This window comes from Paraburkholderia sp. CNPSo 3281, assembly GCF_024206515.1.
GTDB classification, from domain to species: Bacteria; Pseudomonadota; Gammaproteobacteria; order Burkholderiales; family Burkholderiaceae; genus Paraburkholderia; species Paraburkholderia nodosa.
Genome location: NZ_JAMBPS010000009.1, coordinates 161,504 through 188,050 on the forward strand (window position 1 = coordinate 161,504; position 26,547 = coordinate 188,050).

Sequence of the window (26,547 nt, forward strand, 5' to 3'; positions counted from 1 at the left end):
CCGTAACCAGATGGGGTTATGCATGGGAGTGCTTCGGTACGCGGTCATTGCCGTTGTGGCGAGCGGCGCGCTGCACGGCTGCAAGCTCGTGAAAAACAGCGACCTGCAGGGCTCGGGTGGATCGCACGATAACTATGCGTCGGCGGGCTACGACCCGAACGCCATGGTGGCGTCGATGTGGAGTACGAAGATCGTGCCCGACATCGAGAAGCGCGCGGTGGACTATCGCACGCTGCGCGACGCGATCAAGGCGGACCCCGACGCCGCCGGCCACAAGTACGGCTACCGCGGCAAGGACGATGGCGCGCCGTGGAATTTTCCGACCACGCTGCACGGCACCATCGTGGACGTGGACACGCAGTCGAGCCAGGGCACCGTGGGCGTCGACGTTGACGGCAGCGGGCAGGCGAGCGTGATCGTCGACATCGGCCCGACGGTGCTCGGCACCACGCTGCGCGATTCGCTCGATTTCATTTCGTTCAGCAATTTCCGCAACCAGATCGAGTACGCGCAGTTTGGCACGGCGCTCAATGCGTACGCGGCGAATCACGTCATGAAGCCGCTGCCGCGCAACGATCTGAAAGGCAAGCCGATTACCGTAACGGGGTCGTTCTCGTACGACTCGTCGAGCGACCAGCCGGAGATCGTGCCGCTCGCGGTCACGGTCGGGGGCAAGTCATGACCGATGCCTGCAATGCGGACGTGATCCTCCAGGTCGAGGACGTCACCAAGGTCTATCCCGGCACGGTTGCACTCAAGGGCGTGAACTTCTCGGTGCGGCGTGGCGCAGTCAATGTCCTTGTGGGCGAGAACGGCGCGGGAAAATCCACGCTCATGAAAATCATCGCGGGCGCGGAGCAGCCGACCAGCGGGAATCTCGTTCTGGACGGCAAGCCTGTCGCACCGGGCAGCAGTGCGGAGGCACTGCGCCACGGCATCGGCATCGTGTTTCAGGAACTCAACCTCTTTCCGAACCTCACGATCGCCGAGAACATCTTCATCGCGCACGAAATCACGCGCGTCGGCATCGATATCGACGCCGCCGCGCAGCGCGAGAAAGTGCGCGAGTTGCTCGCGCGGCTCGAACTCGACCTCAGCCCTGACACGCTGGTCGAGGATCTGCGCATCGGGCAGCAGCAGCTCGTGGAGATCGCGAAGGCACTCGCCCACGACGCGCGCGTGCTGATCCTCGACGAACCCACCTCGGCGCTCAGCGCGGCGGAAGTGGCCGTGCTGTTTCGCGTGATTGCGGAGCTGAAGGCGCAGGGCGTGTCGATCGTCTACATCTCGCACCGGCTCGAAGAACTGGTCAGGATCGGCGACTACATCACGGTGCTGCGCGACGGCCTCATCACGGGCCATCAACCGATGGCGCAGATCGACGTGCCGTGGATCGTGCGGCAAATGGTGGGCCGCGAAACGAAGGACTTTTCGCGCCCCGTCGGCCACACGCGCGGCACCGAGGTGTTGACGCTGCGGGACGTCACGCTGCCGCGCAAAGGCAGTGGCCTGCTCGTGGATCACGTCTCGCTGTCGCTGCACGCGGGCGAGATCGTCGGCATCTACGGGCTGATGGGGGCGGGGCGTTCCGAGCTGTTCGAATGCATTCTGGGCGTGCATCCTCACGCAACCGGCAGCGTAGTGCTGAACGGCAAGCCGCTCGACGGCAAGCCGATCGCGGGGCGCGTCGCGCAGGGGCTCGCGCTCATTCCCGAGGACCGCAAGGCCGACGCGCTGCTGCCCATCATGTCGATTGGCGAGAACATGACGCTCTCGAGTCTCGCGGCCCATGCGCGAGGTTTTCACATCGATCCGCGGCGCGAGCAGCGCTCGGTGCTCGACTACATTCGCGACCTCGCGATCAAGGTCGCCGACTGGCGGCTGCCGGTCAGCTCGCTCTCCGGCGGCAACCAGCAGAAAGTCGTGATCGCCCGTGCGCTGATGACCACGCCAAAGGTCCTGCTGATGGACGAGCCCAGCCGCGGCATCGACGTGGGCGCGAAGGCGGACATTTTCAAGGTCATGCGCGACCTGGCCGGCCGGGGACTGGGCGTGCTGTTCGTGACGTCCGATCTGGAAGAGGTGATGGCCTTGTCCGACCGCATTCTCGTGATGTCGAACGGCCGTGTCACCGCTGAATTCGATGCCGCCGACGCGACGCAGGACGCGCTCGTCGCCGGCTCCGCAGTCGGGCACAGGACGGCGCATGCCGCCCATGCGGCGCACGAACAGGCGGCCTGAGCAAGCGCGTTCAACGGTTGTCACGGTTCCAACATTTAGCCTGCATTCATCTGGAGAGCATTCATGTCGCTGGCCATCAAGAGCACGGCACCCGGAGCGAGCTTCGGCGAGGCGCCGCTGCTCCTGCTGCTGAAGCTGCGCACGTTCATCGCATTGTTCGCGGTCGTGGTCTTCTTTTCGTTCGCTGCCCACAACTTTCTCAGCATCGAGAACCTGCTCATCATGTCGCGGCACGTCGCGCTCAATGCCTTCCTCGCGATCGGCATGACCTTCGTGATCGTCGCGGGCGGCATCGACCTTTCGGTGGGCTCGGTCGTGGGCCTGACGGGCATGGTGGCAGGCGGGCTCATCCTCAAGGGCATTCCGATCGGCAGCGAGTACACATTGTTTCTGAGCGTGCCCGCCGTGATCGCTGTGGCGCTCATCACGGGAATACTCGTGGGCGCGATCAACGGCCTGCTCATCACGCGGCTGAACGTGGCGCCCTTCATCGCGACGCTCGGCACGCTCTATATCGCGCGCGGCGCCGCGTTGCTGTCCTCGGGCGGCGAGACCTTCCCGAACCTCACGGGCAATCCCGCCTACGGCACGGGTGGCTTTCCCGTTCTCGGCAGCGCGACGATACTCGGCATCCCGCTCACGGTATGGCTGCTGGTCGTGGTGGGCGTGATTGCCGCGTACATCGCCGCGCGCACGCCGCTCGGCCGGCAGATCTACGCGGTCGGCGCCAACGAGCGCGCCGCCCAGCTCTCGGGTGTACGCGTGAACCGCGTGAAGATGTTCGTCTATATGTTTTCCGGCTTCTGCGCGGCGATCGTCGGGTTGATCATTGCGTCCGAACTGGTCGCTTCGCACCCCATGAGCGGCGAGACATTCGAACTCAACGCGATCGCGGCGGCCGTGCTGGGCGGCACGTCGATGTCGGGCGGACGCGGCAAGATCGGCGGCACCATCGTTGGTGCGTTCGTGATCGGCATGCTTTCGGATGGCCTCGTGATGATGGGCGTGAGCTCCTTCTGGCAAACGGTGATCAAGGGCGTCGTCATCGTGGCGGCGGTGGTCGTGGACCAGATCCAGCGGCGCGCGCAGCAACGCTTTGCGCTGCAAAAACAGGCCGCAACGGGGGCGTGACCGATGAGCGCAACACCGGAGCAATTGAAGGGCGCGTTGATCGGCTGCGGATTCTTCTCGCTCAATCATCTGCACGCGTGGCAGGACATCGACGGCGCACGGATCGTCGCGCTGTGCGACGCCAACCGCGCGCGTCTCGACGAGGTCGGCGAGCGCTTTCGGATCGAGCGGCGCTATACGGACGCGGCGACGATGCTGCGCGAAGAGCGGCTCGACTTCGTCGATATCGCGACCACCGTGCCGAGTCACCGAGCGCTCGTGGAGCTTGCGGCGGCGGCCGGCGTGGCCACGATCTGCCAGAAGCCGTTCGCCTCCACGCTCACCGATGCGCGCGCGATGGTTCAAGCGTGCCACGAGGCCGGCGTGCCGCTGATGGTTCACGAAAACTTTCGTTGGCAGAGCGCGATCCAGGCCGTCGGAAGGGCGCTGCGCGAGGGAGCGATCGGGCAGCCGTTCTGGGGCCGCGTGTCGTTTCGTTCTGCCTATGATGTGTTTAGCGGCCAACCCTATCTGGCGCAGGGCGAGCGCTTTATCGTCGAAGATCTCGGCATACATGTTCTCGATATCGCGCGCTTCCTGTTCGGCGACGTGGCGCGTGTGAGCGCCACGACCGCGCGCGTGAACCCTTCGATTCGCGGCGAGGACGTCGCGACGATCCTGCTCGCGCATGAAAGCGGCGTGAGCAGCGTGGTGGATTGCAGCTACGCGACGCAGTTGCCGCGCGAGCTCTTTCCGCAGACGCTCATCGAAGTCGACGGCGCCGAGGGTTCGCTGCGGCTCTTCGCCGACTACCAGTTGCAGATCCATACGCGTACAGGTACGGAGCTGCGCAACGTCGCACCGTGTGCGCTCTCATGGACGAGCGAGCCCTGGGTGGCGATCCAGGGCAGCGTGTCCAGCATACAGTCGCACTGGGTGGATTGCCTGCGGCGCGGCGTCGAGCCTGCCACGAGCGGTCGCGACAATCTGCGTACGCTGGAACTTGTGGAGGCCACGTATCTTTCGGCGCGCGAGGGGCGCAGCGTCGTGCCGGGAGAGGCGGCGTCATGAGCGCGGGTATCAACAACGCGGTCTACTACGGCACGGAGCAGCCGGTGACACCGGCGCGCCGCCTCGAAGCGGGACCGTGGTCGGCGTGGCTGATCGACGGCGCATTGCACGACATCCGCTATCAAGGCACCGAAGTCATACGCGCCGTGTCGTTTCTCGTGCGGGACAAGGACTGGGGCACCTGCCGCCCCGCGATCGAACGCATCGACTTCGAAGAGACGGCGGGCGGCTTTCACGTCGCGTATGACGCGCGCTGCGCGAATCCGAACGGAGATGCGCTCAGCTTTGCACTTGCCATCGATGGCTCTGACCATGGCGCGCTCTCGTTTCGCAGCGACGTCACCGTATATTCTGACTTTCTCGCGGCGCGTTGCGGGTTTTGCGTGCTGCATCCCATCGACGGCGTAGCAGGCGCACCTACGCGTGTGGAGCACGGCGATGGCAGTCGTGAAAGCGCGGCTTTCCCGGCGTTGATCGATCCGTGGCAGCCCTTCAAGGACATCGCGGCAATCGAACACGATCTGCCGAACGGATTGACGGTGCGTTGCGCCTTCACGGGCGATGTGTTCGAAATGGAAGACCAGCGCAACTGGTCCGATGCGTCGTTCAAGACCTACTCACGACCGCTTGAACTACCCTGGCCCTATACGCTGGAAAAGGGCGCGACGTTCGCGCAGACGGTGACGCTGAGCGTGAGCGCGGCGGTCGATGTGGCGAAGGCGGCGCAAAAGACGCGCGAGCCTGGCGCACTCACGATCGAAATCGGGGGCGCTGACTCCGCGCTGCCCGAAGCCATGCCGGCGATCGGCGTAGCGATCGCCGCACACGATGCCGCGGCGGCGCTCGCGAATCTCGCGTTGCTTGCCGAACTCGGGCCGCAGCAATTGACGCTGGGCTTCGACCCGCTTGCGGGCGATGGCGTGGCCGAGCTTGAGCGCTTTGCGCAGTTGCAGCGCGAAAGCGGCGTGCCCGCCGTGCTGGAGTTTGCATTGCCCGGCGTCGAGGCGCCGCCTGTGGAACTCTCGCGTCTCGCCGCACAAATCGACCAGGCGGGCCTCGCCTTGACGGGCATCGTCGTGAGCCCGGCCGTGCATCGGCAGTCGAACCCGCCGGGCAGCGTGAGCCCGCCGTGCCCCGCGCTCGACGAGGTCTATCGCGCGGCGCGCCGTGCGTTCCCCAAACTACGCCTTGGCGGCGGCATGCTGAGCTACTTCACGGAGTTGAACCGCAAGCGGCCGCCGCTCGACATGGTCGACTGGGTCACCCACGCGACGTGCCCCATCGTGCACGCTGCCGACGACCGCAGTGTGATGCAAACGCTCGAAGCCATTCCCCACATCACGCGCTCGTGCCGCGCGCTGATCGGCGGCCAGCCCTACGCGATCGGGCCGGTCTCGATCGGCATGCGGCAGAACCCGTACGGTTCGCGCGTGATGCCGAATCCCGCAGGCGAACGCGTCGCCATGGCCGCCAACGATCCGCGCCAGCGCGCCCTGTTCGGCGCGGCCTGGCTCGCCGGATACGCGGCTGCGCTCGAAGGCGCGGGAATCGAAACGCTCACGCTCGGTGCCTTGACGGGGCCGCGCGGGCTTGCCGATGTGGAAGGCGACACGCCCGCACGCTATCCGGTTCTCGATATCGCGAAGGCATTGGCTCGCATGGCGGGAGCGGCGCGCCTGCGCGTCACGGGAAGCGGCGCTGCCGCCGGTATCGCGTGCCTCACAGCGCGCCATGCCGACGGTGCGATCGAAATCGTGCTGGCCAATCTGACGAGCGAGCCACGCGAGGTTCAGATCGAACTCGACGAGGCAATACACACGTCACTGCAAGCGACGCGCCTCGACGAATGCACGTTGAGCGGACGACCCGACGCGCCCACGCCGTGGACGCTGTCGCCCGGTGTTCCGGTAACGCTGCGTCCGTTCGCCTGTGTGTTCGCGTCTTCGCGCGTGGTGTAGGCGTAGCGTTCGCAGCTCATAAGCGCTGGGGCGTGCGGGCATGTCGGTGGAAATACCAGGTGTTGTCGTTCCGTCATAGTGGTCTACTCATCATACCAGCACATATGATCTGTTGCAGATCATCTCGCGGGAGCAAATGCATGCAAGCCGTTTCAGGAAAAGCCGAATCCGCTTTCGAACGTCCGACGATCCGCAAGGTCTCGCTGCGCCTCGTGCCGTTCGTCGCCTTGATGTTCTTCATCAACTTCCTCGACCGCACCGCGATCTCGTTTGCCGGCCCGAACGGCATGGCGCACGACCTCGGTCTCGACGCGGCGCAGTTCGGCTTTGCGGCGGGCGTGTTCTTCATCGGCTACATCTTTCTCGAAGTGCCGAGCAACCTGGCGCTGCATCGCTACGGCGCGCGCCGCTGGCTCGCGCGCATCATGGTGACGTGGGGCGTGGTCGCGCTCCTGCTTGCGTGGGTCGACAGCGCGACTTCGCTCTATGTGCTGCGTTTCCTGCTGGGCGTGGCGGAGGCGGGCTTTTTCCCCGGCGCGATCCTGTTCCTCAGCAACTGGGTGCCGCAGCGCCATCGCAGCCATATCCTCGCGCTGTTTTATCTCGCGCAGCCGCTCACCATCGTGATCGGTGCGCCGTTCGCCGCGCTGCTCATCGGGGCGCGTGGGTGGTTCGGGCTCGCGGGGTGGCGCGTGATGTTCATCGGTGTGGCCTTGCCGGCCATCGTGGTGGGCGTGATCGCGTGGTTCTATCTGAGCGACCGTCCCTCGCAGGCGCGCTGGCTCACACGCGACGAACAGGCATGGCTCACCGCGGAAATCGAAGCCGAGGCGCGTGCAAAAGAGCAGGGCGCCGCGAGCCACGGCGCGCATGCGGGCGCGGCCCTGCTGAGCCCGCGGGTGTGGATGTTCTCGCTGATCTATTTCGGGCTCGTCTACGGCCTCTATGCGCTCGCGTTTTTCCTGCCGACCATCATCGGCGGATTCGAAGGGCAGTTCGGCACGCACTTCAACGTGTTCCAGAAGGGGCTCATTACGGCCATTCCGTATCTGCCGGCCGCCATCGCACTCTTCGTCTGGAGCCGCGACGCCACGCGCCGCGGCGTGCGCGGCTGGCACGTCGGGATTCCCGCGTTGCTCGGCGCGTTGAGCATTCCGCTCGCGCTCTACATGAAGTCGCCGGCCGCCAGCATTGCCGTCATCACGGTGACGGCCTGCGCCGTGTTCGCCGCGCTGCCGTGCTTCTGGACGCTGCCGGCCCGCTCGCTCTCGGGCGCGGGCGCCGCCGCTGGCATCGCGCTCATCAACACGGTCGGCAACGTGGCGGGCTTCGTCGCGCCTTACGTGACGGGCGCCATGCACGATGCAACCGGCTCTTACCACGCGCCGATGTTCGTCGTCGGCGCACTGATGCTGCTGAGCGCCGTGCTCGCGCTGGCCTTTGCCCGCGAACCGCGCGCATCGCGTGAGCGCGAGCGTGCGCTCGCCGCGAACTGATTGAACCTGGACTCACGGACCTAGCAAGGAGGATGAGCATGAAAGAGAAAATTGCGCTCTTTGGCGCAGGCGGAAAGATGGGCTTTCGCCTCTCGGGCAACCTGCAGAAGTCGGACTACCGCGTGGCACACGTCGAAGTCGGTGAGGCGGGCCGCAAGCGCCTCAAGGACGAGCTGAACATCAACTGCGTGTCGGTCGAAGCGGCGCTCGACGGCGCCCACGTCGTCATCCTCGCCGTGCCCGATACGCTGATCGGCAAGCTGAGCCATGAGATCTCGCCCATGCTGAAGGCCGGCACGATGGTGATGACGCTCGACGCCGCCGCGCCGTTCGCGGGCCATCTGCCGGAGCGGCCCGATCTCACGTACTTCGTTGCGCATCCATGCCATCCGATCATCTTTAACTACGATGTCGATGAAAAGTCACTTCACGATCATTTCGGTGGCGCATACGCAAAGCAGTCGATCACGAGCGCGCTGATGCAGGGCCCGGATGAGGCGTTCGATCTCGGCGAAGACGTGGCGAAAACCATCTACGCGCCGATCCTGCGCTCGTACCGCCTGAGCGTGGAGCAGATGGCCATGCTCGAGCCGGGCCTCTCCGAAACAGTCTGCGCGACGCTCCTGTACGTGATGCGCGAAGCGATGGACGAGACCATCCAGCGCGGTGTGCCCAAGGAAGCCGCGCGCGACTTCCTGCTCGGCCACATGAACATCCTGAGCGCGGTGATCTTCAACGAGATACCCGGCGCGTTCTCCGACGCCTGCAACAAGGCGATCGAATTCGGCAAACCGCGCCTCATGCGCGACGACTGGAAGGGCGTGTTCGACCGCGCCGAGATCGCCGAGAGCATTCGCCGTATCACCTGACCCGAAACAGGAAGCGCACCGTGACCGAACGTATTCACGCGACTTACTGGCTGGAAACCGGCGATGATCCGCGGCGTGCCGCCGACGTCATCGCCGGAGAGCAATCGAGCGGCACTTTCGTCGCACTGCCAAACGAAACCCCCGAGCTGAAGGCGCGCTCCGGCGCGCGGGTCGAGCGCCTCGACGTGCTCGAAACCGCGGATGCGCCGAGCCTGCCCGGCGGCATGCGCTCAGACACCTACACGCGCTGTACGCTCGAACTCTCGTGGCCGATCGGGAATTTCGGCGCGTCGCTGCCGAATCTGATGTCGACCGTTGCGGGCAACCTGTTCGAGCTGCGTCAGGTGTCGGGCTTGAGGCTCACCGGGCTGCGACTGCCACAGTCGTTCGCGGCGGCCTATCCGGGGCCGGCGTTCGGCATCGAAGGCACGCGTCGCCTCACGGGCGTGGCGCACGGTCCGCTGATCGGCACGATCATCAAGCCGAGCGTGGGGCTCTCGCCCGAGCAAACCGCGCAGCAGGTGCGCGAGCTCGTGCAGGGCGGCATCGACTTTATCAAGGATGACGAACTACAGGCCGATGGCTCACATTGCCCCTTCGACGAACGTGTGAAGGCGGTGATGCGCGTGGTCAACGAGCACGCCGAGCGCACCGGCAAGAAGGCGATGGTGGCGTTTAATCTCACGGGCGATCTCGACCAGATGCGCCGCCGCCACGATCTCGTGCTCGCGCATGGCGGAACGTGCGTAATGGCCGTGCTCAATTCGGTGGGTATCGTGGGCCTGCATGAGTTGCGGCGGCATTCGCAGTTGCCCATCCACGCGCATCGGGCGGGGTGGGGCTACCTCTCGCGCAGTCCGGCGCTCGGTTGGGACTACGCGCCGTGGCAGATGATCTGGCGTCTCGCGGGAGCGGACCACATGCACGTGAATGGCCTGCGCAACAAGTTCAGCGAGCCCGACGAAAGCGTGATCGCCGCTGCGCGCGCCGTGCTCGCGCCCGTGATGGCAAGCGCCCCAATGCCGGCCATGCCTGTTTTCAGCTCGGGGCAGACCGGCCTGCAGGCCGCCGATACCTACGCCGCACTCGGCTGCGCGGATCTCATCCACACGGCGGGCGGCGGCATCTTCGGACACCCGCAGGGCGTGGCCGCGGGCGTCGATGCATTGCGCGAAGCCTGGTGCGCCGCCATCGAAGGCGTACCGCTGGAGCAGCACGCGCAAAGGCATCCGTCCTTGCGCGCGGCGCTCGGCTTCTGGAAGTGAGCAGCGGGATGGCCGAAGCAAACAACGCGTCCCTACCCGAGGGCCTGCTGCTCGCGTATTACGGCGACGACTTCACGGGATCGACCGATGCGATGGAGGCCATGACGGCCGCGGGCATCCCCACCATCCTTTTTCTCGATACGCCCACACCCGAGGCGCTCGCGCGTTTTCCCGAGGCGCGTTGTGTGGGCATTGCGGGATCGTCGCGCGGGCGCAGCACGGCGTGGATGCGCGAGACGCTGCCACATGCGTTTTCGAGCCTCGCCGCGCTCGGCGCACCGGTGCTGCAGTACAAGGTGTGCTCCACGTTCGATTCGTCGCCTGAGGTCGGTTCGATTGGCGCCGCGATCGACATTGGCGCGCAGCACATGCCGGGGCGCTGGTCGCCCATGGTGATCGGCGCACCGCGCCTGAAACGCTACCAGGTGTTCGGCAATCTCTTCGCAGCCGTCGACGGCGTCGGCTATCGCCTCGACCGTCATCCGACGATGGCGCGCCACCCCGTGACGCCGATGGACGAAGCCGATCTGCGCAGCCATCTCGCGCGGCAGACGGCGCGCCGCGTCGAACTCGTCGACATGCTTCAGTTGCGCGCCGGGGAGGGCGCTGCACGCGTCGGCATGCTTTCCGCGGACGATACCCCCGTCGTGCTGATCGATGTGCTCGACGACGAAACGTTGGCAGAAGCGGGCCGCCTCGTTTGGGAAGCGCGTGGAGAAGGGGTGTTCACGGCCTCGTCATCGGGCCTCCAGTACGCGCTTGCCGCGTACTGGCGCTCGCGAGGCTGGCTGCCTGCTGCGCCGTCGTTGCCCGCGGCGAGCCCGGTCGAGGCGATTGGCGTGGTGAGCGGCAGTTGTTCGCCTGTCACCGCGGCACAGATTGGCTGGGCACGCCAGCACGGTTTTCACGTGGATCGGCTCGACCTCGCGCGTGCCCTCGATTCGCAGGCCGGACCCGCTGAAATCGAACGGGCGGCTGGTGCGGCTACGCAAGCCATCGTCAGCGGAAGCAGCGCCTTGGTCCACAGCGCGGAAGGCCCGGACGACCCGGTCGTGCGCGGCTTCGACGAGATTGCACGGCGCTGCGGACGCACGCGCCAGGACGCCGCGCGCGAGGTGGGCCGTGCGCTCGCTGAGGTGATGCGGCGCATGCTCGATCGCACCGGCGTCTCGCGTGTGGTCGTTGCGGGCGGTGACAGTTCGGGCGAGGTCGCGAGCGCGCTCGGCATCGACGCGCTGAGTGTGGCGGCGGGCGTGGCGCCCGGTGCGCCGCTGTGCCGGGCGTGGTCGAGCGCTGCCGGGCGCGATGGTCTCGAAATCGTGCTCAAGGGCGGACAGATCGGCCAGGCCGACTTCCTTGGCGCCGTGCGCGAAGGGCAAGCGAAGTGATCCGGCGGTGACGTGGTGGCCGGCGGCGCGGTGTGGTATTGTCATTACACCAGACGTTTACAGTACCACTGCAATGGGCGAGATCATTCCACGTCGCAAGCTATACCAGGAAGTCGTCGACCGGCTCATGGAACGCATCCGTGCGGGCGAGATCGCGCCCGGCGCACAGTTGCCGTCCGAGCGCGAGCTGATGGAGATATACGGCGTCGGGCGGCCGGCGGTGCGCGAAGCGCTGCAGGCGCTGGAGCGTTCCGGCATCGTCGAGATCGTGCATGGTGAGCGTGCCCGCGTGGTCGTGCCGACCGCAGACCGCCTGATCGCCCAGATCGCCGGTGGCGCGCTGCATCTGCTGCGCACCCAGCCCGACATGCTCGAGCACCTCAAGCATGCGCGGCTCTTCCTGGAAACCGGCACTGCCCGCATGGCAGCCGAGCGGGCTACTGAAGAGGACGTCGCACGGCTTCAGTTAAGCGTGGCGCAGCATCGGGCGTCCATGGTCAATCTCGCGGAATTCATCGAGAGGGACATGGCGTTCCACCGCGAAATTGCGAAGATCAGCGGCAACCCGATTTTTCCCTCGATCGTGGAGTCGCTGTTCCGGTGGGCGGGCGAATACTATCAGCCGCTCGTGCGCGCGCCAGGCGTTGAGGAACTGACGCTCACCGAGCATCAACGCATCGTCGATGCGATCGCCGCCCGTGACGGCGACGCCGCCGAGGAGGCGATGCGCGCCCATCTTACGCGCGCCAACGAACTCTACCGTATGCAAGGTCGCAATTAGCAATACGGTGGCTGGCCGTCCAGCTGCATGAACGCGCTGGACTTCAGCCGGATGTGGCGGTGTTTGATTGGCGGCGTACGGCAACTAGGCAAGCGGCAGGTGATGCCTCGGCTGCGTCAGCATCGTTGGCTTGAGAATGTCCTCGAGTTGCGCCCGCGTGAGCAATCCTCTCTCAATGACAATATCGGCGACGCTCCTTCCCGAGACGAGCGCTTCCTGGGCTACCTGCGTCGCATTCGTATAGCCGATGTACGGATTCAGTGCGGTCACGATGCCGATCGAATTTTCAACGAGCGAACGAAGTCGCTCGCGATTGGCCGTGATCCCGTCGACACACCTCGACGCCAGGGTAAGACATCCCGCACGCAGGTGCGCCACGCTCTTGAACAGGCTGTGCGCAATGACCGGCTCGAACGCATTCAACTGCAATTGACCGGCCTCCGCGGCAAAGCTTACCGTCACGTCATTGCCAATGACTTCGAAAGCGATCTGGTTCACCACCTCCGGAATGACCGGGTTGACCTTGCCCGGCATGATGCTGGAGCCCGCCTGAACCGGCGGCAGATTGATCTCGCCAAGGCCTGCGCGCGGGCCGCTCGATAGCAGGCGAAGGTCATTGCAGGTCTTTGAAAGCTTGACCGCCACGCGCTTGAGCACGCCCGACAGTTGCACGAACGAGCCGACGTCCTGGGTCGCCTCCACGAGATTGGGGGAGGTCGTCACCGGGATACCCGTGACGCTGGCCAAATGGCGGCAGACGAGCGGCGCATAGTCGGGCGACGTGTTGATGCCCGTGCCGATCGCCGTGGCGCCCAGGTTGATTTCGCAAATCAGTTTTGACGCTTCCTGCAGACGTTCCTGATCTTCTTCGAGCATGACTGCGAAGGTGCTGAACTCCTGTCCCAGGGTCATGGGGACCGCGTCCTGCAACTGGGTTCGCCCCATCTTCAGATCGTCGCGAAACTCCGCCGCCTTCCGTTCGAACGATTCGCGCAAGACGCCCATCGCATCGACCAGTTGCGCAATGCCCATATACGTGGCGATTTTCAGCGCAGTCGGATAAACGTCGTTGGTGCTTTGCCCCAGATTCACATCTTCGTTTGGGTGCAGTACCGCGTAGTCCCCTCGTTCGTGACCAAGATGTTCGAGCGCGAGATTGGCAATCACCTCGTTCGCGTTCATGTTGGTCGACGTGCCGGCCCCGCCCTGAATCACGTCGACGACGAACTGGTCGTGGACAACCCCCTCACGGATCTGCTGGCACGCATGAACGATGGCCTTCATCTTCTGCTCGGGCAGCAGGCGCAACTCGTAGTTCGCTATCGCCGCGGCCTCTTTCACGTACGCCAGGGCGTTGACCAGATTCGGATAAGTCGAGATCGGAATGCCGGTAATCGGAAAATTGGCGAGCGCACGAAGCGTATGGACTCCGTAATAGGCTTCATTGGGCACGGCGAGGTCGCCAAGAAGATCGTGTTCGATGCGTTCAGAACGATTGGACATCTCTTTGCTCCGTTGGAGAGTGTTCGGGTCAACCGAGGGTCGCGTCTGCCGACAATGCGTACGCGATGCACTGTCGAGCGAGAACGTCGGTGGGATCAATCAGCCTGACGCGCGCGCCGCCGCTGCCCACGAATTCACTCCCGGTCAAAAGGAGCGGGAGTTCGGTGCACCCAAGGACGACGACTTCAACGCCTTCGGCAATCAGTCCTTCCATGGCGGCAGCGATGTCTTCCTGACACTGCCCCGTCGTCAATCCCGCCTTGACGCCATGTTTGCCGTAGATGGCTTCCATTACGCGCTCCTGTAGCGCCGGGGAGGGCACGACTTGATGAAGATCCTGCGATTCGAGCGCCTTTCGATAGACCCCGCTCTCGATCGTGCCCGATGTCGCGAGCACGCCGACATCACGAAGCGCCGGATAAGTCTCGCGCAGATAGCCGACCGTGACCGTCAACATGTTCACAATCGGGATGTTGAGGTACGGCTGGATGCGCTCGACGAATGCATGCGCAGTGTTGCACGGAATGGCGATGATGTCCGCGCCGCCGTCTTCGAGCCGCTTGCACGTCGCGTACAGCGAGACCGTTGGGTCCGCGCCGTCGCCGATCAGATTCTCGGTGCGGTCCGGAATCTGCGGGTTCTGTTCGACCAGCAGCTTGATGTGATCCTGGTCGCGCGTGGCGGGCGTATTGCGGACAATCTTCTGCAGAAAATCGACCGTCGCCGCGGGCCCCACACCGCCCACGACCCCAACCTTGAAGTTGTGAGACGGCGAACCGTAGCCGCCAGAGACGACGTACTGCGCATACGCGAGGTTGGCATCGACGAGCGGCACGCCCAGCGGGCCAATTTCATCCGCGACCAGGGCGATTTCTGTCATGCCAGGCACGATCACTTGGGCACCTTGCTCGACCAGATCCCGGCAAGCCTCGCGCAACAGCTCGACCGGACGCCTGCGCAGGTTCCCGCTCTTGATGCCGTCCGATCCATATACCGCTTCGGTAACCGGATCGAAGCGTTCAGCGCATCGAGGGTGGATGATTTCGAACTCGGGCGACGCAAAATACCGTTCAAACAGGCGCTTTTCCCGCGTGTAGTCGGAGGCGAGTATGCCGATGCGGCTTACACCCGGGAACTTGCGTCGCACATGGCTGCGAACCGCCTCGATCATGTCCACGATCTGCAAGCGCGTGTTCGCGCGCAGTTCGTCGATGAAGGTGTGACTGAGAAAGCACGGCAGCACGACCGTGGTCACGCCGCGCTTCTCGAAGTCCCGGATCATCTCGAAGATGTACAGCTTGCGTTCCGTCGTCGCGGTGCTTCCAGAGCCCGAGTTGGGAAATGGCGACTGCTGAAAGATTGCGTCGAAGTGTTCGACATCGGTCGATGCGGGCGTCGCCTTCACCAGTTTGAAGAAAACATCTGCGCTTGCCAGCGGCCCCAGGCCGCCGACAATACCGAACTTGCGCTTGTGGCCGGCGACATCGGAAGTCATTTTGCTCCACCATGCGCCGGGCCGAAAATCTGTTCGTCGTCCTCGATGAAGTCGGCGGCGTTGCTCGCTCGCGCGCCTTCCCACTTCGCGATCACCGCGGTCGCCACGCTGTTGCCGATCACATTGGTCATCGTGCGGCCCATGTCGAGGATCTGGTCGATCGCAAGCACCATGGCCACGCCTTCGACCGGCAAATGGAACATCGGCGCCACTGCCGCGACCACCACCACCGAGCCGCGCGGGACGCTGGCCATGCCCTTGCTGCTTAGCATCAGCACGAGCAGCATGAAGAACTGCTGCGAGATCGGCATGTTGACCCCGAACGCCTGGGCAATGAAGATGGCCGCGAACGCCTGATACATCATCGAGCCGTCCAGATTGAACGCATAGCCCAGCGGAAGCGTGAAGCCGACGACTTTCTTGTCGACGCCAAAGCGCTCCAGCTGCTCGGTCAGCCGCGGATAGGCCGCCTCGCTGCTCGCCGTCGCAAACGCGATCATGGCGGGTTCGCGCACCGCCTTGAGCAAGGTGCCGACGCGACGGCCGAGGAACAGATAGCCGACGAAAACCAGGATCGCCCACAGCACGACCAGCCCCAGATAGAAGGAGCCAATCAACTTGCCATTCGTGTAGATGACGTCGAGGCCGCGCAGCGTCACCGCCGAGGCGATCGCACCGAACACGCCGAAGGGCGCCGCCCGCATGACGTAGTTCGTCACCCGCAGCATGACGGGCACCATGCCTTCAATCATCTCGATCACGACCTTGACGCGCGCGTCGCGCTTCGTTGCGCTCAGTCCCAGGCCGAGGAAGACGGAGAAGACCAGGATCTGCAGGATGTCGTTACGCGCCATGGCGTCGAGCAGGCTGGTCGGAAAGGCGTGGGTCAGGACGTCCCTGAAGTTCAGTGCCGAGGTATTCAGGCCGGTATCGACCTCGCCGGTACCCGCCACCATGTGCAGGCCAGCCCCCGGCTGCAGGAGATTGGCGAAGACGAGGCCCACCGTGAGCGAAATCAGCGACGCGCAAACGAACCAGCCCACCGAACGCAAACCGATGCGGCCGACGTCCTGGCCGCTGTCCATGCCGGCGAGGCCCGACACCAGCGTGACGAACACCAGTGGCGCGATGATCATCTTGATGAGACGCAGGAAGATGTCCGTGATGATCGAGAAGTATCCTGCAATGGCTTTGAGTGTCGCCGGGTCGGATGTGCTGGCGTGACATGCGTAGCCCGCAATGACGCCCAGTATCATGCTAACGGCAATAAAAACGGTGAGGCGATTTTTCATTTCCGTCTGTCCTTGAGTGACGCAAGGTGGTCAAGACATGACCGGTGTACGTTGAGAGACGCCTGGAGCGAGATCGACTGCGACCTCGGCCAAGCGTTGGGAGGCATATTAGGGGTGCCAAAAGAAGCGATGATGCCGTTGTTGCATGCGCGTATGCGAATTTTGCATAACGCGGGAATACCCTAGACGCCAGGCTGTACAACCGCGCGAAGATGCTGCCAGAGCGTATCGAGAAACTCACTGCGATTCGATGCGTCGCGGTAGACCCGAAGCTCGATATCCAGATTCCAGGGCGTCGGCCCTGCAGGGACCAGTTCACCCGCATCCAGTTCCGCGGCTATCGCGCTCTTCGGCAGCCACGCCATCCCTTCGCCTTCCATGACCATTTTTTTGAGCACCTCGGCCATGTCCGATTCATAGTGGAGCAACAAGGACGGTGCAGAGGGGGCTCGACCGAGCAGCACTGCAAGGCAACGGCCGAAATAGCTCGTCTCGGTGTATGAAATGTGAGGCAGCGGCTGTTTAGCCGTTCCGGGCAGTCGATACATCGGCGCGGAACGCAGGTTTGGCCGGCTGGCGGGCATGAGCGTGTCGATACCCACCGTGAGATGCTCATACTTCGCGGGATCGAGATGCAAGGGCAGTTCAGGGTGGTGGTAGGCGAACATCAATTCGCAGTTGCCGTTCACGAGCGTCAGGATCGAGTCGTGCACATTGGCCGGCACCACGCGCGCGCGCACGTCCCCGAAGTGGGCGGAAAGCGCCTTGAGCCACGCAGGCAAAAAATTCAGCGCGATCGTGTGGCCAGCGGCAATCTGGAGGCTCTTGCCTGCGATGCGTTTTTCAGTCCGGATGATGGCGCGTGTATCGAAGAGCTTATTCAGGATGTCTTCAGCGACTTCGCGGAAGAGTTGACCTGCGGGCGTCAACACCGGAGGGAAGCTGCTGCGATCGATCAATTCCGCGCCGACCCATTGCTCCAGCGATTGAATGCGCCGGCTGAACCCGGACTGCGTGACATTGCGGAACTCCGCTGCGCGCGAAAAGCTCTGGTATTGAGCAAGGGCGATGAAGTCCTCGACCCACTTGATTTCCATACGTATGGCCCGCCTTCTGGGACGCGAAATACCGTTTTCAGGAAGCTCCGATCTTACGCTGGTACCGTTGCACCAGGTCGCGCTCACCATCGCGACTGACCCACTGAAAGTCGGTGATCGCAACCATGCGAATTGCACCCGCGCCGACTCATTGCGGGCGCAATCCACTCCGGCTTCGGTCAGTAAGTCGCAGAAAACGCGGCCTGGACCTGCGCGGGCGACGTGATCCCATTGGCGATCAGCAGTTGGGTCAGCAAACGGGCCTTCTCAGGATTGAGATCGAGCGACGCGACAAATCCGCTCTTGTCATCGTCGACTTCGACGTTGCGGTTCACGAAACCCGATCCAACCCGCGAGGACCGGACGACAACGACGCCCATTTTTGCGGCGCGCTGCATGGCCAGCATGGCGGCGTTGGAAACATCGCCGTCGCCGACCCCGGCGATCACGATCCCCTTCGCCTTGTCTGCGATCGCATGGTCGATTTGTGTCGCGTCCATGTTGCTGTGCGCGAAGACAATCTCGACCCGGGGCAATTGTCCGTCAGCGGGCAGCGTGTACGAGGACTTGCGAGCCGCGAGGACGGGCGCAACGAAGCGGATCGACGCCGGATCCACGTAGCCGATTGGCCCGGCGTTGGGAGACAGAAACGTCTGCAGGGAAGTGGTATTTGTTTTGGTGATCCAGCGCGGATCATGAATCGTATCGTTCATGACCACCATCACACCACGCCCCTGCGACTGCGGGCTGGCGGTCCGCCGAGATCGTGGCGAATTTCTCGATGCCAGGTACATCCTTGATCAATTGCTGCCCGGTGCGCTCGCCCGAGTTGTATCCGATTGCGGAACGGGCATCCGCCGTTCCGGAGATCGTGCCTCCGGTTGCAAGCACGATAACGCGCGGAAGTTGTTTTGTCTGGCCGGGGGCATTCGTTTGTTGTTCGGTGTCCGCGGCCGAGGCGGGCGTGGAATAGAGCGGAAGGGCAAGGAATATGGCCAGTGCGGCGGCAATGGTCGTACGAAAATGAGCCGATACGGGGTGCGTGAATTTATTCATGATCGTGTGCAAATGGAAGAAGGGACGGCGAACTCACCGGCTCGTTGATGAACTGAACAAAGCGGGCGATCCCTCGACTCCGAATTCGATTGGTTGCGGGATGGATCACGCCTCACACCTAACACCAGAGTCAGACCGGATGGTAGAAGCGGTCAAAAAAAGGACGATGCGGGGGTGGCATGTCCCTATGCGAGACTCGCATAACGTGGGAAAACCCTGGTCTCGCCGACGCGCGATGCCAGTCTCTTTGGTCTGGAGCAGGGTAGCCACAGATACGATATATCCGTAGCAGTCCAGATTAATTTGCGCGTGGATGGAAGCATTTCTCATCTCCACAGCAGACCGGCGACTACCGGCCGACCTGGCGCGTGCATCCGGGAAAGCGAAATGGAATCTATCGGTAAGGCGTTACGCACCGATATGTTGCGATTCCGGCCCAGGCAGGCGCTTGGGCTGCAAACAGGAAAGCAGTTAACTCTGAAGTTAGAGTTTTATGGTTCCCGTGCCACGGCCATCGCGCCGCCCGGCCAGCCTTACTGCCGAATCAAAGCCATCATCGCGCCAAACCCGACGAACACCCCGCCCGTCACGCGGTTGAACGCTTTTGCCACGCGGCGGCTCTTGAGCGTCGCGCCGATGCGCGTGCCGAAACCCGCGTAGACGAGATACCAGCTCACTTCGCACACGGCGAAGGTCGCAACGAGCACGCCGAACTGCGGCAGCACCGGTCGGGTCGCGTCGATGAACTGGGGCAGGAGCGCCGCCGCGAAAAGGATCGCCTTCGGGTTGCTGCCACCGACGAAGAAGCCGTTGCGATAGAGCGCGAGCGGCGAGCGTACGGGGCGTGCGGCCACACGTTCGGCAACGTCCGCGGCGGCCTCGGGCACGGGTGCGCCCCAGGCTTTGATGCCCAGGTACACGAGGTACGCGGCGCCGATGAAGCGCAGCGCGTTGAACATGGTCGGCCACGCTTGCAGGAACACGCCGAGCCCGGCTGCCGAAACGGCCAGCATCAGAACCAGCGCGGAAAGGCAGCCGGCCATGGTCGCGCTCGTGCGGCGCAGTCCGTACTGCGCGCCGTGCGACATGATGAGCAGCATGTTGGGACCGGGGATGGCGCAGACGACGAAGACGGTGACGAGGAATAGCCACCAGGTATGCAGATTCATTGCAAAAGTGAGATCAAAGAGGGCTGGAAGACGGCGAAGGGACGATTATGCCAGCGGACGGCGCGAGCCAGGCCGCGGCCCGCAGGCCAGCGTTGGGCCAGCACCCGCTGAAAACGCGAGGCAGCAAAAAGAAAAGCCCGCAGCGAATGCGGGCTTGAACCATGCCAAGGGAGACATGGAGGAGACAACCTCACTATAGTCAAACAATTGACGCGTCGCAATATATGTTCGTATATAACATCGTTAATCATTGTCAGATTAATGAGTTAGTGATTGATGCGGCCATCGAGCAGGCACACAATGAAGCGGCGCGCTCGCTGGATGGAAGGTGCGGCGCACGGGGGGCGAGACATCGCCTCGTCAGCCCGGAGCGGGTTTCAACTGGAGGGGTGAAATGGGCATTCTGGACAAGGTGGGTGAAATTGCCGGTGCGGTCGCTGCTGTGGAAGGCGCCGAGAAGCTCGATCCGAACGCAGGCTTCCTGACCAAGGCAGCCGCCGCGGTTGCCGGTTTCGAGGGCGCCAAGGAAGTCGAGCAGCTAGTCGAGAAGAAGGAAGACGAAAAGCCCGCCGACGACAACACCGCGCAGCCCGCGGATGGGTCGGATCAGCAGACGTGAGCGCATCGCCGCGCGCATGACGGGCTGACCGGGGAGTCGGGCGCGCTTCGCTTCGTAGTGTTCGATACGCGAGTGGCAGTACAAATACAGGAAAGCCGCGGCTGGATCAGCCGCGGCTTTTTCATTGGTTCGCCGGGCGGGGCGCTAGCGGCCAGAAGCCGGCGACGCGCGATAAACGAAGCCGAGCGCGATGACCGCAACCGTGAAGCCGAGGGCGACGAGGCACACGCCGTTCCAGCGCGCCGTGGCCCACGCCGCGCCGGCCATGAGCGCGCCGGCCGCGCCACCGATGAAGAACATCCCCACGAAAATCGCGTTGAGCCGGCCGCGCGCGGCGGGGTTGAGCAGGTTGATCGCGCGCCGTCCGAGCGTCTGGTCGGCGATGACGCCCGCATCGAGCGCAGCCGCGCCCACGACGAGCAGGCCGAGCGCCAGCGCGGGATGAGCGGCGGGCGAAAAGCCGCCCCAGCCCGCGCCCGCCACGCCCAGCAGCATGACCGCGCCGAGCATCGTCGCGTGCGCGGCGTATTGCACCGCGCGCCCGGCGCCATGATCGCCCAGCCGGCCCGCGAGCGGCGTGACGATCGCGCCGCTCGCGCCCGCCAGCGCGAACGCGGCGATGCCGTTCATGCCTAGCGAAAACGGCGGCTGCGAAAGCAGCAAGGCGACCGCGGTCCAGAACGCCGAGAAGGCGCCCAGTGCAAGCGCCGCAAGGAAGGCGCTGCGCCGCAGAACGCGCTCGGTGCGCAGCAACGTCCAGAGCGAATAGAGCAGACCGGCGTAGCGCGCAGTCACGCTCGGCATGCGGCGCGGCGTGCGCAGAAAGAGGACCACCGCGAGCAGGGCATCCGCCACCGCTTCAATACCGTAGAACGCGCGCCAGCCCAGCGTTCCCGCAATCAGGCTCGCGAGCGGCCGTGACAGCAGAATGCCCAGCATCAGGCCGCTCATCACGTTGCCGACGGCCCGCCCGCGCTGGCTTTCGGGCGCCATCGAGGCGGCCATCGGCACGAGCATCTGGATCACGCTGGAGGTCGCACCCGCGAGGAACGCCGCGGCGAGAAAGAGCGGGCCCGAGCGCGCCAGCGCCGCGAGAGCCAGAAAGACGGAACACGCCAGCAGCGTGCGGAAAATCAGGCGGCGGTTTTCGAGCAGATCGCAGAGCGGCACGAGCAGCAGCAGGCCGGCTGCGTAGCCGAGCTGCGGCAGCATGGCGACCGCGCCGACGAATTCCGGGCGCAACTGCAGTGAATGGCTCACGAGTCCGGCGAGCGGCTGGGCCGCGGACAGATTGACGACGATCACGCCGACTGCGGCGGCGAAGAACAGCGTCATCGGCAGCGTGAGCGTGGCGTGAGTGGCGTGATTGGTGTGGTTCGCGGGGGTGGCTTCGCGCGCTATCACACGCGTACAGGTTTCAGCAGGGTGCTCCATCGATTGGCTCCGCAACGTGGCAACTCCAGGTATCGTAGGGAGCATCACGTTATGCGACAATTGAATTATCGCGATAATCTTTATGCGGAGTTATTGTGAACACCCGAGATCTGGAAGCCTTCGTGGCGGTGGTCGAGAGCGGCTCGCTCGTGCGGGCGTCGGAGCGGCTGTTCCTGACGCAGCCGGGCCTCACGCGCCGCGTGCAGAACCTGGAGACGACGCTCGGCATCGAGCTTCTGGACCGCCAGAGCAAGCCCCTCAAGCCCACGGCCGCGGGCAACGAGGTGTATGGCCTCGCGCGCTCGGTCCTGCGTGCGGTCGACGACCTGATGTCGGTCGCCTCGCCGGAGAGCGAGCCGGTCGGCGAACTCAAGCTCGGCGTGCCGCCGTTTCTCTCGGAACTGGCGCTCGAACAGCCCGTCGATCAATTGCGCGGCGAGTTTCCCAAACTGACGCTGCGCGTGAGGGCGGGCTGGTCGCCAGGCCTCCTCGACGAGGTCGAGCGCGCACGACTCGATGCGGCCGTGATCCTGCTGCCCGCCGCGGTGTCGCCGCCGGAGGGCGTGGTCGCGACCCAGCTCGGCTACACGCCGACCCTCGTGGTCGCGGCGCGCTCGTTTGGTTTGCCCGACGAGCCCACCACGCTCGCCGCGCTCGCGCACCATCCGTGGGTGCTGAACCAGGACGGCTGCGGGATGCGCTCGGCGCTGAGCCGCGCCATGGGCATGGCGGGTCTGCCGTTCAACGTCGCGGTCGAGGCCTTCGGCTCGGAACTGCAGCTTTCGCTGGTCGCGCGCGGCATGGGCGTCGGGCTCGCCGCGCCGCAGGCGCTCGCACGCAGCCCGTTGCGCGACCAGCTGCAGATCATCGACGCGACCGATTTCCGCTCGGGTCTGAATGTGTGGCTCGTGCACGGTGCGCTGCCTGGGCGCCTCGTGCGGCCGGTCGCGCTGATCCGCGACGCGCTGGCGAACAAGCTGGAGATGGCCGAAGTGGCATGACGGCGCGATGCCTCGCGCTCAGGCGTGGGCGCCGCCGCCGTTGCCGCCGCTGCTGCCGATGGCGTCGAGTTCGGCGAGCACGTCATCGTCCAGTTCGAGCTGCGCGGCCGCCACGTTCTCGCGCAGATGCGAAAGCGTGGACGTGCCCGGAATCAGCAGGATGTTGGGCGAGCGCCGCAGGAGCCATGCCAGCGCGAGCGCCATCGGGGTGACTTCGAGGCGTGCGGCAACCGACGAAAGCGCCGACGACTGAATCGGCGTAAAGCCGCCGAGCGGAAAGAACGGCACGTAGGCAATGCCTTGCGCGGCCAGGGCGTCGATCAGGGCGTCGTCGTCGCGGTGCACGAGGTTGTAGTGGTTCTGCACGCACACGATCGGCACGAGGCGCTGCGCCGCCGCGATTTGCGCGGCCGTGGCGTTGGACATGCCGACGTTGCGGACGAGGCCGCGCTCGCGCAGACGGGCAAGCGCCTCGACCTGCTTTTCCACGGGGCCTTCGGACGGCTTGTGGACGTCGCCCATGATGCGCAGGTTGACCACATCGAGCGCGTCGAGACCCAGGTTGCGCAGGTTGTCGTGCACGGCGCGCTCGATGTCGGCGGGTTCCAGTGCCGGCAGCCAGGCGCCCTTGTTGTCGCGCACGGCGCCCACCTTGGTGACGATCGTGAGGTTCGGCGCATACGGATGCAGCGCCTCGCGGATGATCTGGTTCGTCACGTGCGGGCCGTAGAAGTCGCTCGTGTCGATGTGATCGACGCCCAGCTCCAGCGCCTCGCGCAAAACCGCGACGGCCTGCGCGCGGTCCTTCGGGGGCCCGAACACGCCGGGGCCTGCCAGTTGCATGGCGCCGTAGCCCATGCGGCTTACCTGGCGGCCGGCCAGTTCATAGGTGCTTGTGGGTGTGCGGTTCGGCATTGCGTACTCCTCGGTTGACGAATGTCCGCAGTATGGGCGCCTTCGAATTGTCCGATAATCCCATCTGATCAGTACAGGCTGTGCGGAAAATCGAACAGTGCGGGGTGAACCATGCCGATGGAAATGAACGATCTGGCCGCTTTCGTTTCGGTGGCGCGCGCGGGCGGCTTTCGCGATGCGGCGCGCGTGGGCGGCGTTTCGGCGTCGAGCCTGAGTGCCGCGGTGCGCAGGCTGGAGGCGAAGCTCGGTCTGCGACTGTTGAACCGCACCACGCGCAGCGTCGCGCCGACCGAGGCGGGACAGCGTCTGCTCGAATCGATCACACCGCTTTTCAGCGAGATGGAAGCGGCGCTCGACGTGCTCAACGGCTACCGCGAAAAGCCGGCGGGCACGCTCAAGCTCAACGTGCCCGCGAGTGCGGCGCGCACCATCCTGCCTCGCGTGCTCGCGCCGTTTCATCGCGCGTATCCCGAGATCCGCGTCGAGGTGGTGGTGGAGGACGGCTTCGTCGACGTGCTGCAGATCGGCTGCGACGCCGGAATCCGCTACGACGAGCGGCTGGAGCAGGACATGATCGCGATTCCCATCGGTGCGCGCGTGGAGCGCTTCGCGACGGTCGCTTCGCCCGCGTATCTCGCGGCGCGCGGGCGGCCTGACCACCCACGCGAGCTGCTCGACCACGCGTGCCTGCGCGTGCAGTTCGCGGGCGGGGCGATGCCGCTCTGGCATTTCGAGCGCGACGGCGAAGTGCTGCGCCTCGACCCGCCCACGCCGCTCGTCGTGCGTCCCGGCGCGGCACTCGACCTGCTGATCAACATGGCGCTCGATGGCGTCGGCATCGTGTATCTGTTCGAAGAGATGTTGCTGCCGCATATCCGCAGCGGCGCGCTCGTGCGCCTGCTCGACGACTGGGACGTGTCGTTTCCGGGGCCGTTTCTCTACTACCCTGGGCGGAGGCACCTGCCGGCGCCGCTGCGCGCGTTCGTCGACTTCGTCAAGGCGAATGCGTCAGACGATTCGGCATCCTGAGTAGGTGTCGAACGATGTACGTCGCCCACTCGGGATGATGCGCCGTGGCTCCTGCGTCGGTGAGCCACGGCACGTCGTGCGCCTGACGACGCTTAGCGACGCTTCATGCCGTACTCGATGAACGTGCGGCACAGCAATTCCATGCCTTTCGCGTCCTCTTCGTCGAAGCGCGCGAGATGCGGGCTGTCCACGTCCCATACGCCGATCAGCTCGCCGTCCGGCGTGACGAGGGGCACGACGATTTCCGACTGCGAAGCCGAATCGCATGCAATGTGGCCCGCGAACGCATGCACGTCGGGCACCACCTGCGTTTGCCGCGTGGCCGCCGCCGTGCCGCATACGCCCTTGCCCAGGGGAATGCGCACGCACGCCGGTTTGCCCTGGAACGGACCGACCACGAGCTCGGTGCCGTCGAACGAATAGAAGCCCGCCCAGTTCAGGCCTTCGAGCGAATGAAACACGAGCGAAGCGAAGTTCGCGGCGTTCGCGATGACGTCGGTTTCGCCTTCGATCAGCGAGCGCGCCTGCGCCGCCAGCGATTCGTAGAGGGCGGGTTTGTCGGAGGGAAGGGTGTCGGAAAGCGAGAACATAAGTCGGTCGATCAGGATATACGCCGTTTCAGCGAAAGGCGCGGTGGAGCCAACCGGGAGTGTAGGCGAGATCGGGCATCGGCAGGAAATCGCCGGGCGCTGAATATGGCGCATCCATGGACCGTAGCGCGCCCTCGTGCGATTATTCACGTTTCGTGTTGAATCTATCCACGCCTGCGGGGCTGGTCGCCGGCGGGTTTTCAGGCATGCTGGCGCATCAGGACAGATTCAGCACAGAAACGGAGAACGCGACATGAGCAAGACATTAAAAATCGCCGCTATTGCCGGCGACGGTATCGGCCAGGAAGTGATGCCCGAGGGCGTGCGCGCCGTCGAGGCGGCGGCCGCGAAGTTCGGCCTGAACCTCGAAATCACCCATTTCGACTGGGCAAGCTGCGACTACTACCTGCAGCACGGCAAGATGATGCCCGACGACTGGTTCGCCACGCTCAAGGGTTTTGACGCGATCTATTTCGGCGCGGTCGGCTGGCCCGACAAGGTGCCCGATCACATTTCGCTGTGGGGCTCGCTCCTGAAGTTCCGCCGTGAGTTCGACCAGTACGTGAACCTGCGCCCGGTGCGTCTGCTGCCTGGCGTGCCGTGTCCGCTCGCCAACCGCAAACCCGGCGACATCGACTTTCTCGTGGTGCGCGAGAACACCGAGGGCGAGTACAGCTCGGTGGGCGGCAGGATGTTCGAAGGCACCGAGCGCGAGTTCGTGCTGCAGGAATCGGTGTTCACGCGCCACGGGGTGGACCGCATTCTCAAGTACGCGTTCGAACTCGCGAACCAGCGCGGCCGCAAGACACTCACGGCGGCCACGAAGTCCAACGGCATTTCGATCAGCATGCCGTACTGGGACGAGCGCGTGGCCGCGATGGGCGAAGCGTATCCCGGCGTGAAGTGGGACAAGCAGCATATCGATATTCTGTGCGCGCGTTTCGTGCTGCAGCCGGACCGCTTCGACGTGGTCGTCGCGTCGAACCTGTTCGGCGACATTCTTTCGGATCTCGGCCCCGCATGCACGGGCACGATCGGTCTGGCGGCTTCGGCGAACCTGAATCCCGAGCGCAAGTTTCCGTCGCTGTTCGAGCCTGTGCACGGCTCGGCGCCCGACATCTTCGGCAAGCAGATCGCCAACCCCATCGCGATGATCTGGTCGGGCGCG

At 64.6% G+C, this 26,547-nt stretch carries 22 protein-coding genes and 1 pseudogene; 14 read left to right on the plus strand and 9 right to left on the minus strand.

Going from position 1 to position 26,547, the window contains the following annotated elements; translation table 11 throughout:
• The first annotated feature begins 22 nt into the window (after positions 1-22).
• From M3I56_RS13120 to M3I56_RS13165, 10 genes are all read left to right on the plus strand, one after another.
• Entirely contained in the window at positions 23-682 is a 660-nt protein-coding gene (locus tag M3I56_RS13120; protein WP_028205435.1) for a DUF2291 family protein, read from the plus strand.
• Complete coding sequence (locus M3I56_RS13125; RefSeq protein ID WP_254354297.1) at positions 679-2,241, plus strand: sugar ABC transporter ATP-binding protein; 1,563 nt, start codon at positions 679-681, stop codon at positions 2,239-2,241. The genes M3I56_RS13120 and M3I56_RS13125 overlap by 4 nt, the downstream gene beginning before the upstream one ends.
• Before the next feature lie 63 nt (positions 2,242-2,304).
• A complete protein-coding gene (locus M3I56_RS13130) occupies positions 2,305-3,372 on the plus strand; it encodes an ABC transporter permease (protein WP_254354298.1) in 1,068 nt (355 codons plus the stop codon).
• Positions 3,373-3,375: 3 nt separating this feature from the next.
• Positions 3,376-4,422: a Gfo/Idh/MocA family protein gene (locus M3I56_RS13135; protein ID WP_254354299.1), complete on the plus strand. Its 1,047-nt coding sequence runs from the start codon at positions 3,376-3,378 to the stop codon at positions 4,420-4,422.
• Complete coding sequence (locus tag M3I56_RS13140; protein ID WP_254354300.1) at positions 4,419-6,380, plus strand: hypothetical protein; 1,962 nt, start codon at positions 4,419-4,421, stop codon at positions 6,378-6,380. Before M3I56_RS13135 ends, M3I56_RS13140 begins: the two co-directional genes overlap by 4 nt.
• Positions 6,381-6,520: 140 nt before the next feature.
• Entirely contained in the window at positions 6,521-7,876 is a 1,356-nt protein-coding gene (locus M3I56_RS13145; RefSeq protein ID WP_254354301.1) for an MFS transporter, read from the plus strand.
• A gap of 38 nt (positions 7,877-7,914) precedes the next feature.
• Positions 7,915-8,745 carry a phosphogluconate dehydrogenase C-terminal domain-containing protein gene (locus tag M3I56_RS13150; RefSeq protein ID WP_254354302.1) on the plus strand — a complete coding sequence of 277 codons (831 nt, stop codon included), beginning with the start codon at positions 7,915-7,917 and terminating at the stop codon, positions 8,743-8,745.
• 20 nt (positions 8,746-8,765) lie between these two features.
• Positions 8,766-10,010 carry a ribulose-bisphosphate carboxylase large subunit family protein gene (locus tag M3I56_RS13155; protein WP_254354303.1) on the plus strand — a complete coding sequence of 415 codons (1,245 nt, stop codon included), beginning with the start codon at positions 8,766-8,768 and terminating at the stop codon, positions 10,008-10,010.
• An 8-nt stretch (positions 10,011-10,018) separates the two neighbouring features.
• A complete protein-coding gene (gene oiaK / locus M3I56_RS13160; protein ID WP_254354304.1) occupies positions 10,019-11,398 on the plus strand; it encodes a 3-oxo-isoapionate kinase OiaK in 1,380 nt (459 codons plus the stop codon).
• A 73-nt stretch (positions 11,399-11,471) separates the two neighbouring features.
• Positions 11,472-12,179 (plus strand): transcriptional regulator NanR, encoded by a 708-nt coding sequence (locus M3I56_RS13165; protein ID WP_254354305.1) that lies wholly within the window; start codon positions 11,472-11,474, stop codon positions 12,177-12,179.
• An 84-nt stretch (positions 12,180-12,263) separates the two neighbouring features.
• Here the strand turns inward: M3I56_RS13165 and aspA are convergent, their stop codons facing one another.
• The 6 genes and pseudogenes from aspA to M3I56_RS13195 all read right to left on the minus strand — a co-directional run bounded on the left by aspA (position 12,264) and on the right by M3I56_RS13195 (position 19,791).
• On the minus strand, positions 12,264-13,682 hold the full coding sequence (gene aspA, locus M3I56_RS13170) for an aspartate ammonia-lyase (RefSeq protein ID WP_254354306.1): 1,419 nt from the start codon (positions 13,680-13,682) through the stop codon (positions 12,264-12,266).
• A 28-nt stretch (positions 13,683-13,710) separates the two neighbouring features.
• Complete coding sequence (locus M3I56_RS13175) at positions 13,711-15,177, minus strand: aspartate/glutamate racemase family protein (RefSeq protein WP_254354321.1); 1,467 nt, start codon at positions 15,175-15,177, stop codon at positions 13,711-13,713.
• Complete coding sequence (locus M3I56_RS13180) at positions 15,174-16,469, minus strand: dicarboxylate/amino acid:cation symporter (RefSeq protein ID WP_254354307.1); 1,296 nt, start codon at positions 16,467-16,469, stop codon at positions 15,174-15,176. The genes M3I56_RS13175 and M3I56_RS13180 overlap by 4 nt, the downstream gene beginning before the upstream one ends.
• A 182-nt stretch (positions 16,470-16,651) precedes the next feature.
• Positions 16,652-17,566, minus strand: a complete 915-nt coding sequence (locus tag M3I56_RS13185; protein ID WP_028205422.1) for a LysR substrate-binding domain-containing protein — start codon at positions 17,564-17,566, stop codon at positions 16,652-16,654.
• A 179-nt stretch (positions 17,567-17,745) separates the two neighbouring features.
• Positions 17,746-18,622: pseudogene (locus tag M3I56_RS13190) on the minus strand (asparaginase domain-containing protein).
• A gap of 533 nt (positions 18,623-19,155) precedes the next feature.
• A complete protein-coding gene (locus M3I56_RS13195; protein ID WP_254354308.1) occupies positions 19,156-19,791 on the minus strand; it encodes a LysE family translocator in 636 nt (211 codons plus the stop codon).
• A 394-nt stretch (positions 19,792-20,185) separates the two neighbouring features.
• Here M3I56_RS13195 and M3I56_RS13200 point away from each other — a divergent pair, with 394 nt between their 5' ends.
• Positions 20,186-20,410, plus strand: coding sequence for a hypothetical protein (locus M3I56_RS13200; protein ID WP_028205419.1), 225 nt, complete (start codon positions 20,186-20,188; stop codon positions 20,408-20,410).
• Between the two features lie 144 nt (positions 20,411-20,554).
• Here M3I56_RS13200 and M3I56_RS13205 read toward each other — a convergent pair whose 3' ends face one another.
• Entirely contained in the window at positions 20,555-21,844 is a 1,290-nt protein-coding gene (locus M3I56_RS13205) for an MFS transporter (protein WP_254354309.1), read from the minus strand.
• Between the two features lie 95 nt (positions 21,845-21,939).
• Between M3I56_RS13205 and M3I56_RS13210 the strand changes: the two genes are divergently transcribed.
• Positions 21,940-22,845: a LysR family transcriptional regulator gene (locus M3I56_RS13210; RefSeq protein WP_028205417.1), complete on the plus strand. Its 906-nt coding sequence runs from the start codon at positions 21,940-21,942 to the stop codon at positions 22,843-22,845.
• 18 nt (positions 22,846-22,863) lie between these two features.
• On the opposite strand, the gene M3I56_RS13215 is transcribed toward M3I56_RS13210, so the two are convergent.
• Positions 22,864-23,760 carry an aldo/keto reductase family oxidoreductase gene (locus M3I56_RS13215; RefSeq protein ID WP_254354310.1) on the minus strand — a complete coding sequence of 299 codons (897 nt, stop codon included), beginning with the start codon at positions 23,758-23,760 and terminating at the stop codon, positions 22,864-22,866.
• A 117-nt stretch (positions 23,761-23,877) separates the two neighbouring features.
• On the opposite strand from M3I56_RS13215, the gene M3I56_RS13220 reads away from it, so the two are divergent.
• Entirely contained in the window at positions 23,878-24,789 is a 912-nt protein-coding gene (locus M3I56_RS13220) for a LysR family transcriptional regulator (protein ID WP_254354322.1), read from the plus strand.
• 92 nt (positions 24,790-24,881) lie between these two features.
• On the opposite strand, the gene M3I56_RS13225 is transcribed toward M3I56_RS13220, so the two are convergent.
• Positions 24,882-25,379 carry a GAF domain-containing protein gene (locus tag M3I56_RS13225; protein WP_069268631.1) on the minus strand — a complete coding sequence of 166 codons (498 nt, stop codon included), beginning with the start codon at positions 25,377-25,379 and terminating at the stop codon, positions 24,882-24,884.
• A 253-nt stretch (positions 25,380-25,632) separates the two neighbouring features.
• Here M3I56_RS13225 and M3I56_RS13230 point away from each other — a divergent pair.
• A partial coding sequence (locus tag M3I56_RS13230; protein WP_254354311.1) for a tartrate dehydrogenase occupies positions 25,633-26,547 on the plus strand: 915 nt, incomplete at its 3' end.

Bases quoted from the DNA above. Each gene is read 5' to 3' on its own strand.
- M3I56_RS13120 (WP_028205435.1), top strand. From the start codon at position 23: ATGGGAGTGCTTCGGTACGCGGTCATTGCCGTTGTGGCGAGCGGCGCG.
- M3I56_RS13125 (WP_254354297.1), top strand. From the start codon at position 679: ATGACCGATGCCTGCAATGCGGACGTGATCCTCCAGGTCGAGGACGTC.
- M3I56_RS13130 (WP_254354298.1), top strand. From the start codon at position 2,305: ATGTCGCTGGCCATCAAGAGCACGGCACCCGGAGCGAGCTTCGGCGAG.
- M3I56_RS13135 (WP_254354299.1), top strand. From the start codon at position 3,376: ATGAGCGCAACACCGGAGCAATTGAAGGGCGCGTTGATCGGCTGCGGA.
- M3I56_RS13140 (WP_254354300.1), top strand. From the start codon at position 4,419: ATGAGCGCGGGTATCAACAACGCGGTCTACTACGGCACGGAGCAGCCG.
- M3I56_RS13145 (WP_254354301.1), top strand. From the start codon at position 6,521: ATGCAAGCCGTTTCAGGAAAAGCCGAATCCGCTTTCGAACGTCCGACG.
- M3I56_RS13150 (WP_254354302.1), top strand. From the start codon at position 7,915: ATGAAAGAGAAAATTGCGCTCTTTGGCGCAGGCGGAAAGATGGGCTTT.
- oiaK (WP_254354304.1), top strand. From the start codon at position 10,019: ATGGCCGAAGCAAACAACGCGTCCCTACCCGAGGGCCTGCTGCTCGCG.
- M3I56_RS13165 (WP_254354305.1), top strand. From the start codon at position 11,472: ATGGGCGAGATCATTCCACGTCGCAAGCTATACCAGGAAGTCGTCGAC.
- aspA (WP_254354306.1), bottom strand. From the start codon at position 13,682: ATGTCCAATCGTTCTGAACGCATCGAACACGATCTTCTTGGCGACCTC.
- M3I56_RS13175 (WP_254354321.1), bottom strand. From the start codon at position 15,177: ATGACTTCCGATGTCGCCGGCCACAAGCGCAAGTTCGGTATTGTCGGC.
- M3I56_RS13180 (WP_254354307.1), bottom strand. From the start codon at position 16,469: ATGAAAAATCGCCTCACCGTTTTTATTGCCGTTAGCATGATACTGGGC.
- M3I56_RS13185 (WP_028205422.1), bottom strand. From the start codon at position 17,566: ATGGAAATCAAGTGGGTCGAGGACTTCATCGCCCTTGCTCAATACCAG.
- M3I56_RS13195 (WP_254354308.1), bottom strand. From the start codon at position 19,791: ATGAATCTGCATACCTGGTGGCTATTCCTCGTCACCGTCTTCGTCGTC.
- M3I56_RS13200 (WP_028205419.1), top strand. From the start codon at position 20,186: ATGGGCATTCTGGACAAGGTGGGTGAAATTGCCGGTGCGGTCGCTGCT.
- M3I56_RS13205 (WP_254354309.1), bottom strand. From the start codon at position 21,844: ATGGAGCACCCTGCTGAAACCTGTACGCGTGTGATAGCGCGCGAAGCC.
- M3I56_RS13215 (WP_254354310.1), bottom strand. From the start codon at position 23,760: ATGCCGAACCGCACACCCACAAGCACCTATGAACTGGCCGGCCGCCAG.
- M3I56_RS13220 (WP_254354322.1), top strand. From the start codon at position 23,878: ATGGAAATGAACGATCTGGCCGCTTTCGTTTCGGTGGCGCGCGCGGGC.
- M3I56_RS13225 (WP_069268631.1), bottom strand. From the start codon at position 25,379: ATGTTCTCGCTTTCCGACACCCTTCCCTCCGACAAACCCGCCCTCTAC.